14 protein-coding genes are annotated in these 14,957 nt (G+C 71.2%); 9 read left to right on the forward strand and 5 right to left on the reverse strand.

Annotation, left to right across the window (positions count from 1 at the left end):
- Positions 1-12 precede the first annotated feature (12 nt).
- Complete coding sequence (locus ACFYOY_RS14120) at positions 13-1,176, reverse strand: helix-turn-helix transcriptional regulator (protein WP_351884064.1); 1,164 nt, start codon at positions 1,174-1,176, stop codon at positions 13-15.
- 228 nt (positions 1,177-1,404) lie between these two features.
- Between ACFYOY_RS14120 and ACFYOY_RS14125 the strand changes: the two genes are divergently transcribed.
- Both ACFYOY_RS14125 and ACFYOY_RS14130 read left to right on the forward strand, forming a co-directional pair.
- A complete protein-coding gene (locus tag ACFYOY_RS14125; protein WP_351884062.1) occupies positions 1,405-1,737 on the forward strand; it encodes a recombinase family protein in 333 nt (110 codons plus the stop codon).
- Positions 1,734-2,345: an ATP-binding protein gene (locus ACFYOY_RS14130; RefSeq protein WP_351884060.1), complete on the forward strand. Its 612-nt coding sequence runs from the start codon at positions 1,734-1,736 to the stop codon at positions 2,343-2,345. Before ACFYOY_RS14125 ends, ACFYOY_RS14130 begins: the two co-directional genes overlap by 4 nt.
- A gap of 460 nt (positions 2,346-2,805) precedes the next feature.
- On the opposite strand, the gene ACFYOY_RS14135 is transcribed toward ACFYOY_RS14130, so the two are convergent.
- Complete coding sequence (locus ACFYOY_RS14135) at positions 2,806-3,246, reverse strand: hypothetical protein (RefSeq protein WP_388587104.1); 441 nt, start codon at positions 3,244-3,246, stop codon at positions 2,806-2,808.
- Positions 3,247-3,394: 148 nt separating this feature from the next.
- Between ACFYOY_RS14135 and ACFYOY_RS14140 the strand changes: the two genes are divergently transcribed.
- Complete coding sequence (locus ACFYOY_RS14140; RefSeq protein ID WP_388587107.1) at positions 3,395-4,615, forward strand: ROK family protein; 1,221 nt, start codon at positions 3,395-3,397, stop codon at positions 4,613-4,615.
- 115 nt (positions 4,616-4,730) lie between these two features.
- Here the strand turns inward: ACFYOY_RS14140 and ACFYOY_RS14145 are convergent, their stop codons facing one another.
- The gene (locus ACFYOY_RS14145; protein WP_208518614.1) at positions 4,731-5,477 is read right to left on the reverse strand and encodes a GntR family transcriptional regulator; all 747 of its coding nucleotides are present in this window, start codon (positions 5,475-5,477) and stop codon (positions 4,731-4,733) included.
- 201 nt (positions 5,478-5,678) lie between these two features.
- On the opposite strand from ACFYOY_RS14145, the gene ACFYOY_RS14150 reads away from it, so the two are divergent.
- Positions 5,679-6,425 carry an SDR family oxidoreductase gene (locus ACFYOY_RS14150; protein WP_388587219.1) on the forward strand — a complete coding sequence of 249 codons (747 nt, stop codon included), beginning with the start codon at positions 5,679-5,681 and terminating at the stop codon, positions 6,423-6,425.
- 161 nt (positions 6,426-6,586) lie between these two features.
- Positions 6,587-7,417 carry an alpha/beta fold hydrolase gene (locus ACFYOY_RS14155; RefSeq protein WP_388587111.1) on the forward strand — a complete coding sequence of 277 codons (831 nt, stop codon included), beginning with the start codon at positions 6,587-6,589 and terminating at the stop codon, positions 7,415-7,417.
- Between the two features lie 108 nt (positions 7,418-7,525).
- Here ACFYOY_RS14155 and ACFYOY_RS14160 read toward each other — a convergent pair whose 3' ends face one another.
- Positions 7,526-9,115 (reverse strand): alkaline phosphatase D family protein, encoded by a 1,590-nt coding sequence (locus ACFYOY_RS14160; RefSeq protein WP_388587113.1) that lies wholly within the window; start codon positions 9,113-9,115, stop codon positions 7,526-7,528.
- 258 nt (positions 9,116-9,373) lie between these two features.
- Between ACFYOY_RS14160 and ACFYOY_RS14165 the strand changes: the two genes are divergently transcribed.
- Together ACFYOY_RS14165 and ACFYOY_RS14170 are read left to right on the forward strand one after the other, a co-directional pair.
- Positions 9,374-9,907, forward strand: a complete 534-nt coding sequence (locus ACFYOY_RS14165) for a DUF1990 family protein (RefSeq protein ID WP_388587116.1) — start codon at positions 9,374-9,376, stop codon at positions 9,905-9,907.
- A 123-nt stretch (positions 9,908-10,030) separates the two neighbouring features.
- On the forward strand, positions 10,031-11,293 hold the full coding sequence (locus ACFYOY_RS14170; protein WP_388587118.1) for a GNAT family N-acetyltransferase: 1,263 nt from the start codon (positions 10,031-10,033) through the stop codon (positions 11,291-11,293).
- On the opposite strand, the gene ACFYOY_RS14175 is transcribed toward ACFYOY_RS14170, so the two are convergent.
- Entirely contained in the window at positions 11,235-12,569 is a 1,335-nt protein-coding gene (locus tag ACFYOY_RS14175; protein ID WP_351884044.1) for a PLP-dependent transferase, read from the reverse strand. The two genes, ACFYOY_RS14170 and ACFYOY_RS14175, sit on opposite strands and share 59 nt — an antisense overlap.
- 59 nt (positions 12,570-12,628) lie before the next feature.
- Here ACFYOY_RS14175 and ACFYOY_RS14180 point away from each other — a divergent pair, with 59 nt between their 5' ends.
- Positions 12,629-13,123 (forward strand): Lrp/AsnC family transcriptional regulator, encoded by a 495-nt coding sequence (locus ACFYOY_RS14180; RefSeq protein WP_351884042.1) that lies wholly within the window; start codon positions 12,629-12,631, stop codon positions 13,121-13,123.
- 73 nt (positions 13,124-13,196) lie between these two features.
- Positions 13,197-14,879, forward strand: a complete 1,683-nt coding sequence (locus tag ACFYOY_RS14185; protein WP_351884040.1) for a DUF885 domain-containing protein — start codon at positions 13,197-13,199, stop codon at positions 14,877-14,879.
- Positions 14,880-14,957: the final 78 nt, after the last annotated feature.

Genomic DNA, 14,957 nt, shown 5'->3' on the forward strand with positions numbered 1-14,957 from the left:
GCCCCACCTGTTCTATATGGCCATAAGTGCAAGCAGCCTGTCGTTGATCTCCTGCGCCCACGGCTCGTTCCTCCACTGCCGCAGTTCCCACCCGGCAGAGAACGCCAGATTAAGACCGCCTCCGCCGCGCGTCAGCTCGACGGCATCAATGGTGCGGTGCATGACGCTCGCCGCCTCGTCCAGCTTGCTTTGGCGAATGAGCGCCAAGGCCAGGTTGCCCAACGCGATGGCTTGACTCTTCTTCTTGGGCGCCAGCGCCCGCGATGTCATATGGAGGATAGGTTCGGCCCGTTCCGGTAGGTCGAGGAACAGGTAGCACGATCCAGCGAGCCGATTGAACTCATTGACTGTGTAGTACGGCGCAGCCACGTCGTCAGAGTGGATGCGGTCGAACTGACTCTCGGCCCTCTTCAGCGCCTCCTCGCACTCGGTAAGCGCGCCGGTCATGGCGTACCCCTCGGCGACATGAAGAAGCGAGAGACCAGTCAGCGACGGGCTGACCGGTTTGGCGGCCTCGGCGGCTTGCTCGGCAAGCGTCACGCCTCGCGTCGGGTTCTTCTCACCATAGAGCGCAACGAAGCTCATCCGCAGCGTCGCGTACGCCTCGGTCGCAGGGTCGTGGGCGTGCTTCGCTGCATCGACCGCTTCTTTGAAGTACAGGATCGGTGCATGGTGGTCACGACGCTGGCTGACGTCCCAGACCAGTTGCCCCATGAACGTCGCGGAGTCGGCTTCGACCGCGTAGAGAGCACGCCGCACCCGAGGGTTAGTGGCCTTCTCACGAAGGAACCGCACTTGACCGTGAAGCTGACCGGCCAGACCAAGCAGCGCCGTCGACGCCTCTTGGTCATAGGACTCATCCAGCTTGCGCAGCTGCTCGTGAAGGTAGGCGACAACCATGAGGTCGGCTGAGCCCGGGTTTCCCAGGGCATACGTCATCCGCTCACTGAGCCGAACGTCGGTGGCAGTCACGTCGGCCAGGAGCGCTTGAAGTTCTTGACTCGACACCTTGAGCGCGCGCGCCAGTTTTGGCCGTATCCAAGCTTGGGGCTCCGTGTCGGCGCTCTCCCAGCGACCTACCGTTGAACGCTCGACGCCTAGATACTCAGCAAGCCCCTCCTGCGTGAAGCCTGCCGCTTTGCGACGTTGAGCTAGGCGTATGCGCTTCGCTGCCATCGCCCATCCTTCCGGTACATGGGGCGAGTTACCACCGTAGCGGCGCACGGGACATCTGCGCAGGCCAGACCTAGGAATGCCACACGGATGCGTCATACGTGCAGCACCTTTGCTGTGGTTTTGTGCAGGTCAAACCGCTTCTCTGGCTGGCAGGTTGGCGGGCGGATAGAACCCCGGGCCACCGCTCGCCAACCGTTCCAGTCCCCGGAGGAACGGATGCCACCTGCCATGTTCGGCTACATGCGGCTTGCCGTAAGTGACGGCCCAGACGAAAACGAAACGACCCAACGGGAGTTGGCGACCTACGCCACCCGCGAGGGGTTCGAGCTGGAGCGGCTGTTCATCGAGCGACTCGACGCACGTGATGAGTCGGCCTTTTTCGCCTTGGTCGAGGCGCTCAAGACCGACGACGTCAAGAACGTGATTGTGCCGTCCGTGTGGCACTTCGCCCGGCTGCCCGGTCTGCAAGCCGCCATGCGTGACCACATCGAGCGGGAGCTGGGCGCGCGGCTGTGGATCGTCCAAAGCACCGTCGCGCACCCGAACACTGCTGCGTCATGAGCGCCGACGCCGTGAACCCGATCCCTCTGTACGCATCCTCGCTGCGCTTGGCCGCTGTACCTACGGCTGTCGGCTGCTCGCGAATGTTCGTCGGCCACACCTTGAAGCTCTGGCAGCTTGAAGAGCACGCCGAGACGGCGACGCTCGTCATGAGCGAACTCGTCACCAACGCGGTAAAGGCCAGTGGCATCGCCGAGCCGGAGCCGAAGTCGTGGCGGATCATGGCGGAGCACGTCATCGGGATACAGCTTCGCGCTATTGAGGCCAGTCTGTACGTCGAGGTCTGGGACAGAACCGAAGTGACGCCCGTACGGAAGAACCCCAGCCTTGAAGCGGAAGGTGGACGTGGTCTGCTGCTCGTCGACCAGCTCGCCAAGCGCTGGGACACCTACCGGCCGCGCGTGGGAGGGAAAGTCGTGTGGGCCGAGCTGCCCCTCGGACTCCCTGTGGACCTGCGCCCTCTCGAGCACACGCCGCTGATCTTGCCCAACGGCATCCGGGCATCGCGAGGACCCGTTGAATACCAGGCGCGTACGGCACTTCTCGACGTGCTGTTGAAGACGACTGTCGATGCGACGCTCGCGGCGCGCATGAACGGTTCCATCTAGGAGCGGTGGCTGGCGCGCGGCTGGTCGGTCCGTTCCACGCGGCACCCTCCCAGAAACGAAGAACACCCCCGTGGCCGTGAGAGTCGCGGGGGTGTTCTTCGTTGACCAGCTGAGCAGGAAGACTGTCCGCCGCTCAAGGCCAGAGCGAGCATCGACCTAAAGCGTTTCCAGAAAATCCCCGTGATCGGCATCCTTGAATTCTGACTTGCTCACGAGGTGTTGCTGGGTGTGGTCTGAAGTGGTGTGATCTACCGTTCCCACCGACATTGGGTTGGATCGAGTGGTTCTGGTACGAGATCGCGACCGCCGATGGTCACAGGTGCCACACCCGACCGTCGTAGTCTTGGCTGTCGCCTACTACGGGCCATGGCCGACTGTGGGTTGATCCTGCAGTTCATGCGCGGGAAGGCGCTCGACCGTCAACTGTTGGTATGTGTGTCGTCTCCACTTGGGAGGGGCGTCATATCGTCCCCTCCTCCCCTATCGCCACCAGGAGCTGGAACGGCAGCTCGCGGTCGCCCTGCCCCACGCCCAGCCCGACCCAGCGGCCGTCTACGCGCCAGATGCTCAGCTCGGGCACGTAACCGCACAGGGTGTCCAGCGGGGGCGGAACGGGCTCGCCCATCGCCGAGCGCTCCAGGGAGTCGGTGAGATCGAGGACATCGGGGGCGCCCCACCGTAAGGTCAGCACCTGGACCAGCACGCTCAGCTCGGCCTCGAACTCCTCCAGCACTTCCTCGACCCGGGTCAGGTCGGCGTCCCAGAAGTCCTCGCTGACGCGGAGGTCGGCGACATGGAAGCCGGGACCGCTCTCCACCCGCCCGTCGGCGGCCCGCTGCGCGGGGAAGTCCCGCGCGCGCAGCTGCTCGATCGCGGCCACATGGTCCGCCGTACTGGTCATGATGTCAGTAAACCCTGCGAGTCGGACATCTGGCCGCCCGTCAGATGACCATCTCGGTGGCCGGGCGGTCCGGGTGGGAGGAGGCACTCGCCGCCTCCCCTTCCAGCGGATACGATCCGGCAGATACGCACTGGGAGGGAGGCCGACGTTGGGGCGGCTCACCGGCGGGGATCCGTCTCTGCTGCGACGCATCAACTCCGCCGTGGTACTGCATGCGTTGCGCGCGGCGACCGCGTCCGGCACGGCCACCGGGGGTGGCCCGGACGACGCGGGCGGCTGTGCCGGAAGCGCGAGCCTCACCGATCTCACGCGGGTGACCGGGCTGTCCCGGCCCACCGTCGAGGGCGTGATCGACGGACTGGCCGACAGCGGTCTGGTGGTCGAGGTGCCCGCCGAGGAGGGCGGCGTCCGCCGCCAGGGCCGCCCCGCGCGCCGCTTCCGCTTCCGGGCCGAGGCCGGGCATCTGCTGGGCATAGAGATAGGGGCACACCGCGTCGCCGCGCTCCTGTCGGACCTCGACGGACACGCGCTCGGCTCGATCGTGCGCGAGGTCTCGGAGAAGGCGTCGGCGGACGAGCGGCTGGAGCGGGTGCGCACCGCCGTGGCGGATCTGCTGCGGCGCGCGGGGGTGGCCCGGTTCTCGCTGCGCGCGGTCGGGGTGGGCAGCCCCGGCATCGTCGAGGCCGATGGCACCGTCCATCTGTGCACCGCGCTCCCCGGCTGGACCGGACTGCCTCTGGGCGAGCGGCTGCGGCGGTCCTTCCGCTGTCCGGTGCTGGTGGAGAACGATGCGAACACGGCCGCGGTCGCCGAGCACTGGAAGGGCGCGGCGGTCGGCTCGGACGATGTGGTCTTCGTGCTGGCCGGGTTGAGCCCGGGGGCCGGGTCGTTGATCGGCGGCCGGCTCCACCGTGGCTTCGGCGGCGCCGCCGGGGAGATCGGGGCGCTGCATCTGCTGGGCCGCGAGGCCGCCCCGGAGGAGGTGCTCTCCACGACCGGGGAGCCGCTGAACCCGCTGGACGAGGCGCAGGTCGCGCATGTCTTCGCGCTGGCCCGCGACGGCGACGTACGCGCCCGCGCGGCCGTGGACCGCTTCGTCCGCAGGCTGGTGCATGACACGGCGGCCCTGGTGCTGGCGCTGGACCCCGAGGTCGTCGTGGTCGGCGGCTGGGCCGCCGGGCTGGACGGTGTGCTGGCCCCGCTGCGTGATGAGCTGTCCCGCTACTGTCTGCGGGCCCCGGAGGTCACGCTCTCGCTGCTGGGCGAGGCGGCGGTGACCACGGGGGCGCTGCGGCTGGCCCTCGACCATGTGGAGCAGGAGCTTTTCGCGGTCGACAGCACGGTGACGACCCGCCGCGCGAGCCGCTGACGCGGGACGCGGGGCGGGCCGGACGTTTCGGGTTCGGGGATGCGTACGCGGCGACGACGCGACGCGGGCCGGGCCCACGACATGCGCCGAACCCACGACACGGAGCAGGCCCGGATCAGCCCGCCAGCAGCTCCTCGCCCGCCGCGTCACCGAAGGTGAGCCGGCAGGTGTCGGCCCGGTAGGTGGCCACGGCGACGGCCGCGGTGCGACCCTCGGCCACATAGCGGGTGGTCACGAGGAGGACGGGGGCACCGGGCAGCCGGTCGAGCTCCTTGGCGTCGTCCGCGCGGGCCGAGCCGAGCTCCACGGTCTGCTCACGGCCCTCCAGCTCCAGCCGGCGCAGCTCGCGCAGCACCGCGCGGGCGCGGGCCAGCCCGCTGGGGGTGTCGATGGCGGCGAGGCCGGGGACGGACACGGCCGGTACGTACAGCAGCTCGGCGGCGAGCGGCTGGCCGTGGGTCATCCGGGTGCGGCGCACCCGGTGGACCGGGGTGTCGGGGTCGAGCTCCAGCAGCCGGGCGACCTCGGCGGGCGGCACGACCTCGGTGCTGTCCACGGTCTGCCAGGTGTCCTCACCGGAGGTGTCGGTCCAGCCGTGGGCGTAGTCCCCGACGGCCACGCCGACGCGGGGCGGGGCGACGGTGGTGCCGACGCCGCGGCGGCGCTGCAGCCTGCCCTCCAGCTCCAGCTGCTCCAGGGCCTGTCGGAGGGTGGCGCGGGCGACGCCGAAGCGGGCTGCCAGCTCACGCTCGTTGGGCAGGATCTCGCCGACCGCGAACTCCGAGTCGAGCGCGTCGCTGAGCACGGTCTTCAGATGCCAGTACTTGGGCTCGGGCACCGATTCCAGCTGCGTGGTCCCCACGCTGTCCCCCTTGATTCCGACGGCCGGCAGTCCTGCGCGCCTTCACAGTTATGCGCGCTTCTTTATTAAAGGTTGTTGCAGTATCAATGCGACCATAAGGCGGCGTGCGGACTTGGTCAAGACCAATCCTTTGACCGGTTATCGTCGGTGACCGTCGGAACGAAATGCGTTATGGGGCGGGAGCTGAGCACGCGGATGGGCATGGACCGGGTCACGGTGGTCACCGGGGGCAGTCGCGGTATCGGAGCGGCGGTGGCGGTGCGGCTCGCCCGCGCCGGGCACAGCGTCGCCATCGGCTACGAGAGCGCCCAGGACGCGGCCGAGCGGTGGGCGGCGGCGGTGCGCGCGGAGGGTGTGCGGTCGGTGGTCGTCCAGGCCGACACCAGCGACGCGGAGCAGGTCGAGGCGATGTTCGACCGGGTGCGGGAGGAGCTGGGCCCGGTCACCGGTCTGGTCAACAACGCCGGGATCACCGGGCCGTTGGGCCGCTTCACCGAGACCTCACCCGAGGTGATGCGCCGCGTCGTGGACGTCAATGTGACCGGGGCCCTGCTGTGCGCCCGGCGCGCGGCGCGCGAGATGTCCACGCGCCACGGCGGACAGGGCGGCGCCATCGTCAACATCTCCTCGGGTGCGGCGACGACCGGCAGCCCCGGGGAGTATGTGCACTACGCGGCCAGCAAGGCGGCGGTCGACGCGATGACCGTCGGACTGTCGAAGGAGCTGGCGGCGGAGGGGATCCGGGTCAACTCCGTCCAGCCCGGGATGACGCTGACCGACATCCACGCGCGGATGGGTGACCCCGAGCGGCCGTGGCGCGACCCCGGGCGGGTGCCGATGGGGCGCCCGGGCGAGCCGGAGGAGATCGCGGGCGCGGTGGCGTGGCTGCTGTCGCCGGAGGCGTCGTACACGACGGGCGCGGTGCTGCGGGTCGCGGGCGGGCTGTAGCCGCGCCGCGGATCGCGCACGGCTCACGGTCGGCGCCGACGTAGGCACCGGCACCGGCACCGGCACCGGCACCGGGACTACCCTCCGGTAACTCTTGCTGACATGCTGTCTCATACGCCGCATGCGCGCCTGCCCGAACGTCGATCGCGAGGAGCCATCCCATGCCCGCGTCCCTCTCCTTTTCCGTCGCCACCCCCGGCGGTCCCCGCACCGCCCGGGTCGTCCACGAACGGCGCGGCGCGGGGCGGCCGTTGGTACTGCTGCACGGCATCGGCCACCACTGGCAGGCGTGGGAGCCGGTGCTGGACATCCTCGCGGTCGACCGCGAGGTGATCGCCGTGGATCTGCCGGGCTTCGGGGCGTCGGACGCGCTGCCGGACGGCATCCCCTACGACCTCGACGGCGTCATACGGGTGCTCGGCGCGCTCTTCGAAACCCTGGGCGTCAAGCGCCCCGACGTGGCCGGGAACTCGCTCGGCGGGCTGTTCGCCCTGGAACTGGGCCGACTCGGACTCGTACGGTCCGTCACCGCGCTGTCCCCGGCCCAGTTCTGGAGCGAGGCCGAGCGCCGCTACGCCGTCGGCGTGCTGTCCGCCATGCGGGCCGGCGCGCGGGCGCTGCCGCCGCCGCTGGTGGCGTGGCTGGCCCGCGGCGCCGCCGGACGGGCCGCACTGACCGGCGCCATCTACGCCCGGCCCGCACGGCGTTCACCGGCCGCGGTCGTCGCCGAGACGCGGGCGATGCGCGAGGCGGTCGGCTTCGACGCCACGCTGGCCGCGGGAAACTCCGAGCTGTTCACGCATGACATCCCCGACATCCCGGTCACCATCGCCTGGGGCTCGCGCGACCGGGTGCTGCCGCGCCGCCAGGGCGTCCGCGCCAAGCGGGTCATCCCCAGCGCCCGGCTGGTCCGGCTCCCCGGCTGCGGCCACGTGCCCATGAACGACGACCCCGCGCTGGTCGCCCGCGTCATCCTGGACGGCAGCCGCTGACGACCGGCTTTCCGCCGGGCATCCCGGATCTCCCGCTGTTCCCGCGCGCCGCCCGGTGTGCGGCCCCGTGGGTGTTCCACACGGGGCCGCACACCGCGCCGCATACGGCTACTGGCCGACCAGACCCGGCCGCAGGACCTTGGTGAAGAGCACCTTGCCGCCGTCCTCGCGCAGCCGGACCGTCATCTCGGCGCTGTCGCCGTCGATGTCCACCTCGCCGTAGAACTGGAAGCCCTCGGCGGGCGAGACGTTCGCCACGGCCGGCGCCTTGACGAAGGGCTGCTCGGGGCCGAACGTGCCGTCCAGCTTCACCGAGGGGAAGGCACCCGCGTTCAGCGGACCGGAGACGAACTCCCAGAACGGCGCGAAGTCCTTGAACGCCGCCCGCGAGGGGTCGTAGTGCTGCGCCGAGGTGTAGTGGACGTCCGCCGTCAGCCACACCGTGCCGGTGATCTTCCGGTGCTTGATGTGCCGGAGCAGATCCGCCATCTGCAGCTCACGGCCGAGCGGGGCGCCCGGGTCGCCCTGCGCGACGGCCTCGAAGTCGGTGTCCCCGTCCGGGACCACCAGGCCCAGCGGCATATCGCAGGCGATGACCTTCCACACCGCGCGCGACCGCGACAGCTCGCGCTTGAGCCACCTGAGCTGCTCGGCGCCGAGGATGCCCTGGGCGTCCTCCGGCTGGCGGCCCGGCGAGTTGGGGTCGCGGTACGTGCGGCAGTCCAGCACGAAGACGTCCAGCAGCGGGCCGTGGTGCTGGACCCGGTAGACGCGGCCGCTCGGGTCCGGCCGCAGCGTGCTGATCGGGAAGTACTCGGCGAACGCCTGGCGCGCGCGGGCGGCCAGCACGTCGACGTTCTTCTCGGTGTAGCGGTCGTCGACGAGGATCTCGCCCGGGTACCAGTTGTTGAGCACCTCGTGGTCGTCCCACTGGGTGATGGTCGGCACCTCGGCGTGGAAGCGGCGCAGCGCGGCGTCCAGAAGGTTGTAGCGGAAGTTCCCGCGGTACTCGTCGAGCGTCTCGGCGACCTTGGTCTTCTCCGGGGTGATGAGATTGCGCCAGGTGGAACCGTCGGGCAGCTTGACGGTCTCCGTCATCGGGCCGTCGGCGTAGATGTTGTCGCCGCTGCAGAGGAAGAAGTCCGGCTCGCGGCGGCGCATCTCCTCGAAGATGCGGTAGCCGCCGTGGTCCGGGTTGATGCCCCAGCCCTGCCCCGCCAGATCGCCCGACCAGACGAAACGCACGTCCTTACGGCGCTCGGGAACCGTGCGGAACATGCCGTGGACCGCCTCACTGGTGCGGCGCGGGTCCTCCGGGTCGGCCAGCAGCACCCGGTAGTGCACCTGGCTCCCGGCGGGCAGGCCGTGCAGTGCGGTGCGGCCGGTGAAGTCGGTGCCGGGGCCGACCAGCGGGCCCCGCCACCGCTTGGCCCGCGCGAAGGACTCGGTCGCGGACGTCTCCACGATCATGCGGGCCGGACGGTCGGAGCGGACCCACACCAGCCCCGAAGACGTCGTCACATCCCCCACCTGAACGCCCCACTGGGCGCTCGGACGCCCCGACAGCGCCTGAGCGGGCGCGCCGGACGCGGCCGACGCTGCCGATGCCACGGCGGGCACCGCGAGCGCCGCCGACGCGGCCGCCGATCCCTGCAGTACCGTGCGCCGTCCGATCCCTGTGCCGGATTCCCGCCCCATGGTGCCTCCCGTTGCTCGTAGAACTGCTGTGCTGGTGTGTTTGTTATCGGTGCAAGATGCCGCTCTTACGAACGCCCAGTGAATAACCGGGCGCCCGCACCGGGGAAGTGCCCGGCACGGCGCCCCCGAGAAGGCCCCGTAAGGGCGCCACGTTCCCGCACTGGGCACCGCAAGGGCGTCGCGTCATCCTGACCGCGTGCCGTAAGGCCGCCGTGTTCCGGCGCAGCTCGCCGTAAGGCCGCCGCGTACCGTACGGGCATGGGATCCACCGACGCCCCCGGCCCGGCCTCCTGTCTCACCTATCGGGAGGTGGGTGCCACCCGGCGGTGGCCGCTGCCCTCCGGCTATCGCCATCTGCGGGTGCGGACCCTTGTCGGCCACGGGCGGGGCACGTTCGAGGCGGCCGGGCGGGCGGTCATGGACTGGCGGATGCACCGGGCGGTGGGGGTGTCGATCCGCGCCGCGGATCCGGTCGCCACCCCGGGGCGGCCGGTCGTGGTGGGCCTGGGAGTCGGGCGGCTGCGGCTGCGCGCGCCGTGCGAGGTGGTGTGGACGGTCGCGGAGGAGACGCGGACCGGCTTCGCGTACGGCACGCTGCCCGGCCATCCGGAGCGCGGCGAGGAGTCGTTCCTGGTGGACCTGGAGCCGGATGGCTCGGTGGTGCTGACGGTGACGGCGTTCAGCCGCCCCGACTCCTGGTTCAGCCGGGCCGGCGGGCCGCTGGTGCCGCTCTTCCAGCGGGCCTACGCACGGCGTTGCGGCAGGGTACTGCGCAGGTGGGCGGTAGGGTGACGGAACCTCGGACTTCAACCTTTTGATTTCGGACAAAATTAGCTTCTAATATCAGATGCGCCCTTAACCCATAGGTCACAGTCCGTTCGTGATCACGCAACACCTTTGCGCGAGGGTGTTTGCATGACATTTCGAGCGACCCCCGAGCCCCCTTCCCGGCACCGCCCCCGCTGGCGGCACGAGCTGGTCGCATGGTGGTCACGGCGCCAGGACCACGCGCCGCCGGGCAGCTCACCCTCGCCCGCGGCCGACGCGCACACCGCCCACGCCGCGGGCGCCCCGGAGACCACGGCCCCCGAGGCCACCACGCTGTGGCGGATGCGCACGACCGTACGGGACGAGCCGGGCACCCTCGCCGTGCTGTGCGCGGCGCTGGCCGGGCACCGGGTCGACATCCTGGCCCTGCAGACCCATCCGCTGACGGACGGCACGGTGGACGAGTTCCTGCTGCGCGCGCCCGAGGCCCTGCCGTTCGGCGAGCTGACCGACGCCGTCGCGGCCGCGGGCGGCAGCGACACCTGGGCCGAGCGGGCCGACGCCCACGACTTGGTGGACGCGCCGACCCGGGCGCTGACCCTGGCCACCCGCACCGCCCTGGACGCCGCCGAACTCCCGCTCGCCCTGCGCCAGCTGTTCGGGCGCTGCACCATCCACTCGATTCCCGCCAAGTCCTTCAGCGGCCGCTCCCTGGAGAGCACACCGCCCGCCGAAGGTGTCCTGGAGGAGACCGTGATGCGGCTGCGCGACCCGTCCGGCGGCGCGATCATCATCGAGCGGCCGTATCTGCCGTTCACCCCGACCGAATTCGCCCGGGCCCGCGCGCTGGTCGAGCTGGACGCCCGGCTCGGCCCGCGGATCCCGCACGACGGTGATGTGCTGACGCTGCCGGAGGGCAACGCCATCACCGTGCGCCGCGCCGACGCCGGCGACCTGGCCGCGGCCCTCGAGATGCACGCCCGCTGCTCCCCCGCGACGCTCAGGCTGCGGTACCACGGGCCGGTCGGCGACGCCGACCGCTACCTCGCCCATCTGCTGAGCCCGCGCTTCGGCCGCACCCTGGCCGCGTACACCGCCTCCGGGCGGCTGGTCGCCCTCGGCCATCTGCTGTGGGACGGCGACGAGGCCGAGGTCGCGCTGATCGTCGAGGACGAGTGGCAGCGGCGCGGCGTCGGCGGGGAACTGCTGCGGCGGCTGGTCGCGATGGCCGCCGAGACCGGCTACGAGAGCGTGTACGCCGTCACCCAGTCGGCCAACACCGGCATGGTGACCGCGATGCGCTCCCTCGAACTCCCGCTGGACTACCAGATCGAGCAGGGCACGCTGGTGATCAGCGCCCGCCTCGACCAGGCACCGGCGCCGGTCCCCCCGCTGCCGCACTCGCGCTGACACCGGCCGGGACATCGCTGTGGGCCCCGGGCTCCGCCCGGTGGGCGCCGCGCCCCGCCGGGCCGCTGTCGAGCGCCTGGTCCAGGTCGCGCCACACATCCTCGACGTCCTCGAGCCCGACCGACATCCGCAGCAGCCGGTCGCCGATCCCCGAGGAGTGGCGGTCCCCCTCGGCCACGATCCGATGGCTGATGGAGGCCGGGTGCTGGATGAGCGTGTCCACACTGCCCAGGCTGACCGCCGGGGTGATCAGCCGCACCGCGGCGATCACCGCATGCGGATCGCCGCGGGTCTCGAAGGCCACCATCGCCCCGCCGATCCGCGGATAGTGGACGCGGGCCACCCGGGGGTCGGTGGCCAGCCGCCGGGCCAGCTCGGCCGCGGTCGCCGAGGCGGCCCGCATCCGTACGGGCAGCGTGGACAGTCCGCGCAGCAGCAGATATCCGGCGAGCGGATGCAGCACCCCGCCGGTGGCGAACCGCACCTGACGCAGCGCCCGGGCGAACCCCTCGTCGCAGGCCACCACGCCACCCATCACATCGCCGTGTCCGCCGAGGTACTTGGTGGCGCTGTGCAGTACGGCGCTCGCGCCCCGCTCGGCCGGGCGCTGCAACACCGGTGTGGCGAAGGTGTTGTCCACGAGCAGCGGGACCGTGCCGCAGGAATGGGCGACGGCCCGCAGGTCGACCTCGGCGAGCGTCGGATTGGCCGGGGTCTCCACCATGACGAGGCCGGTGTCGGGGCGTATCGCCTCCGCGATCCCGGCCGGATCCACCCAGGTGACCTCGGTGCCCAGCAGCCCGGCGTCCAGCAGATGGTCACTGCAGCCGTACAGCGGGCGGACCGCGACCACATGCCGCAGCCCCTGGGCCCCGCGTGCCAGCAGACACGCGCTGAGCGCCGCCATGCCGCTGGCGAACGCGACCGCGCTCTCGGTGCCCTCCAGCCGGGCCAGGGCGGTCTCGAAGCGGGCCACGGTGGGATTGTCCAGGCGGGCGTAGACGGGCGGGCCGTCCGGCCGGGCGCCGGTGGCGGCGAACGCGTCGATCCTGGCGGCCTCCTGGCGGCTGTCGTACGAGGGGTGGGTCGTCGACAGATCCAGGGGTACGGCGTGCAGTCCCATGGCCGGAAGGTCCTCGCGCCCGGCGTGGACGGCCTCGGTGGCGAACGCGTGCCGTCCGGCCTCGCCGCGCGGGCCCTGTGCGCTCGGCGTGGTCCCCGTGGCCCCTGTGGTCCCCGTGGTCCCCATGCCCTCCGTGCTCTCCCTGATGTCCATGGGTGAAGGGTGAACAACCACCGGACGCTCGCGGCAGATGTCCGTGCTACGTTCGGCCGATGGCCGAAACCGTCGCTCTCGATCCGGTGGACCTCCAGATTCTGCGGCTGCTGCAGAACGACGCCCGGACCACCTACCGCGATCTGGCCGCCCAGGTCGGTGTGGCGCCCTCGACCTGTCTGGACCGGGTGGCCCGGCTGCGCCGCTCCGGCGTGATCCTCGGCCATGAACTCCGCCTGGACCCCGCCAAGCTGGGACGCGGCCTCGAGGCCCTGCTCTCGGTTCAGCTGCGGCCCCACCGCCGGGAGCTGGTCGGCCCGTTCGTGGAGCGGATCCGGGCGCTGCCCGAGTCGCGGGCGCTGTTCCATCTGGCCGGGCCGGACGACTACCTGGTGCATGTCGCGGTGGCCGACACCGCCGATCTGCAGCGGCTGGTGCTGGACGAGTTCACCTCGCGCCGCGAGGTGGCCCGGGTCGAGACCCGGCTGATCTTCCAGCAGTGGAGCTGCGGCCCGCTGCTGCCGCCCGCCCGAGACGGCTCAGCAATCTCGTAGCACACCTCTGTTCCTGCTCGTCACACTCCCGTGGTGCTGACGCCGCACCCCGGAACGTATGAGGATGGGCCGCATGTCCGATACCAAGAACGCTCCGCTGCCCCGTCAGGTCGCCGACAGCTATGTCGACGCCCTCATCGAACTCGACCCGATCACCGGCACCTACCTGGGCGTTCCCGAGAGCTCCCGGCGCCTCCCGGACTTCTCCCCCGACGGGGCCGAGGCCGTCGCCGACCTCTCCCGCACCACCCTGGCCCGGCTGGCCGAGGCCGAGGCGCGCCCCGGCGCGGACAGCGACGCCGAGCGCCGCTGCGCACGGCTGCTGCGGGAGCGGCTGACCGCCGAGCTCGCCGTGCACGACGCCCACGAGGGACTGCGCGCGGTCAGCAACCTGAGCTCCCCGCTGCACTCGGTGCGCGGCATCTTCACCGTGATGCCCAGCGAGACCGAGGAGGACTGGTCGGCCGTCGCGGCCCGGCTGCGCGCCGTACCGGCCGCGCTGGAGGGATACCGCGCCTCGCTCGCCGAGGGGCTGCGGCGGAACCTGCCGGCCGGGCCCCGGCAGGTGGCCACGGTCCTGGAGCAGTTGACGGAGTGGATCGGCACGGACGGCGGCTGGTTCGCCGACTTCACCGCCGAGGGGCCGGACGCGCTGCGCGGTGAGCTGGACGAGGCGGCGGCCGCGGCGACGGGCGCGCTGGTCACGCTGCGGGACTGGCTGCGCGAGACCTATGCCCCGGCCATCGAGGGCGCCGCCGATGTGGTGGGGCGCGAGCGCTACCGCCGCTGGGCCCGGATGTGGAACGGCACCGATCTCGACCTGGACGAGGCGTACGCGTACGGCTGGTCGGAGTTCCACCGCATCCACGCCGAGATGCGCACCGAGGCCGAGAAGATCCTGCCCGGCGCCAACCCGTGGGAGGCGCTGCGCCACCTCGACACCCACGGTGCGCATATCGAGGGCGTCGAGGAGACGCGGGTGTGGCTGCAGGAGCTGATGGACGAGGCCATCGAGGAGCTGAACGGCACCCACTTCGACCTGGCCGAGCGGGTCAAGCGGGTCGAGTCGATGATCGCCCCGCCGGGCAGCGCCGCGGCGCCGTACTACACCCAGCCGTCGGTGGACTTCTCCCGCCCCGGCCGGACCTGGCTACCCACGATGGGCGAGACCCGCTTCCCCGTCTACGACCTGGTCTCCACCTGGTACCACGAGGGCGTCCCCGGCCACCATCTGCAGCTCGCCCAGTGGGCACATGTCTCCGACCAGCTCTCCCGCTACCAGGCCACGGTCGGCATGGTGAGCGCCAACGCCGAGGGCTGGGCACTGTACGCCGAGCGGCTCATGGACGAGCTGGGCTTCCTGTCGGACCCGGAGCGGCGGCTGGGCTATCTGGACGCACAGATGATGCGGGCGCTGCGGGTGATCGTCGACATCGGGATGCATCTGGAGCTGGAGATCCCCGCCGATTCGCCGTTCCACCCCGGTGAGCGGTGGACTCCGGAGCTGGCGCGGGAGTTCTTCGGGCTGCACTGCGGCCGTCCGGCGGAGTTCCTCGACAGTGAGCTGGTGCGCTATCTGGGCATGCCGGGCCAGGCCATCGGCTACAAGCTGGGCGAGCGGGCCTGGCTGACGGGGCGGGAGGCGGCCCGTAAGGCGCACGGCGACGCCTTCGACGCCAAGAAGTGGCATATGGCAGCGCTGTCGCAGGGTTCGCTGGGGCTTGACGACCTGGTGGAGGAGCTGTCGGCGCTCTGAGCCTGCGCTGAGCGCGCGGGGCGGGCCGCATCCTTACAAGGGTGCGGCCCGCCTTACGGGGGGCAGCCCGTCTTACGG

It is taken from the genome of Streptomyces sp. NPDC007875 (assembly GCF_042868035.1).
Lineage (GTDB): Bacteria > Actinomycetota > Actinomycetes > Streptomycetales > Streptomycetaceae > Streptomyces > Streptomyces antimycoticus.

Bases quoted from the DNA above. Each gene is read 5' to 3' on its own strand.
- ACFYOY_RS14130 (WP_351884060.1), top strand. From the start codon at position 1,734: ATGAGCGCCGACGCCGTGAACCCGATCCCTCTGTACGCATCCTCGCTG.
- ACFYOY_RS14160 (WP_388587113.1), bottom strand. From the start codon at position 9,115: ATGGGGCGGGAATCCGGCACAGGGATCGGACGGCGCACGGTACTGCAG.
- ACFYOY_RS14135 (WP_388587104.1), bottom strand. From the start codon at position 3,246: ATGACCAGTACGGCGGACCATGTGGCCGCGATCGAGCAGCTGCGCGCG.
- ACFYOY_RS14165 (WP_388587116.1), top strand. From the start codon at position 9,374: ATGGGATCCACCGACGCCCCCGGCCCGGCCTCCTGTCTCACCTATCGG.
- ACFYOY_RS14125 (WP_351884062.1), top strand. From the start codon at position 1,405: ATGTTCGGCTACATGCGGCTTGCCGTAAGTGACGGCCCAGACGAAAAC.
- ACFYOY_RS14185 (WP_351884040.1), top strand. From the start codon at position 13,197: ATGTCCGATACCAAGAACGCTCCGCTGCCCCGTCAGGTCGCCGACAGC.
- ACFYOY_RS14120 (WP_351884064.1), bottom strand. From the start codon at position 1,176: ATGGCAGCGAAGCGCATACGCCTAGCTCAACGTCGCAAAGCGGCAGGC.
- ACFYOY_RS14170 (WP_388587118.1), top strand. From the start codon at position 10,031: ATGACATTTCGAGCGACCCCCGAGCCCCCTTCCCGGCACCGCCCCCGC.
- ACFYOY_RS14175 (WP_351884044.1), bottom strand. From the start codon at position 12,569: ATGGACATCAGGGAGAGCACGGAGGGCATGGGGACCACGGGGACCACA.
- ACFYOY_RS14150 (WP_388587219.1), top strand. From the start codon at position 5,679: ATGGACCGGGTCACGGTGGTCACCGGGGGCAGTCGCGGTATCGGAGCG.
- ACFYOY_RS14155 (WP_388587111.1), top strand. From the start codon at position 6,587: ATGCCCGCGTCCCTCTCCTTTTCCGTCGCCACCCCCGGCGGTCCCCGC.
- ACFYOY_RS14180 (WP_351884042.1), top strand. From the start codon at position 12,629: ATGGCCGAAACCGTCGCTCTCGATCCGGTGGACCTCCAGATTCTGCGG.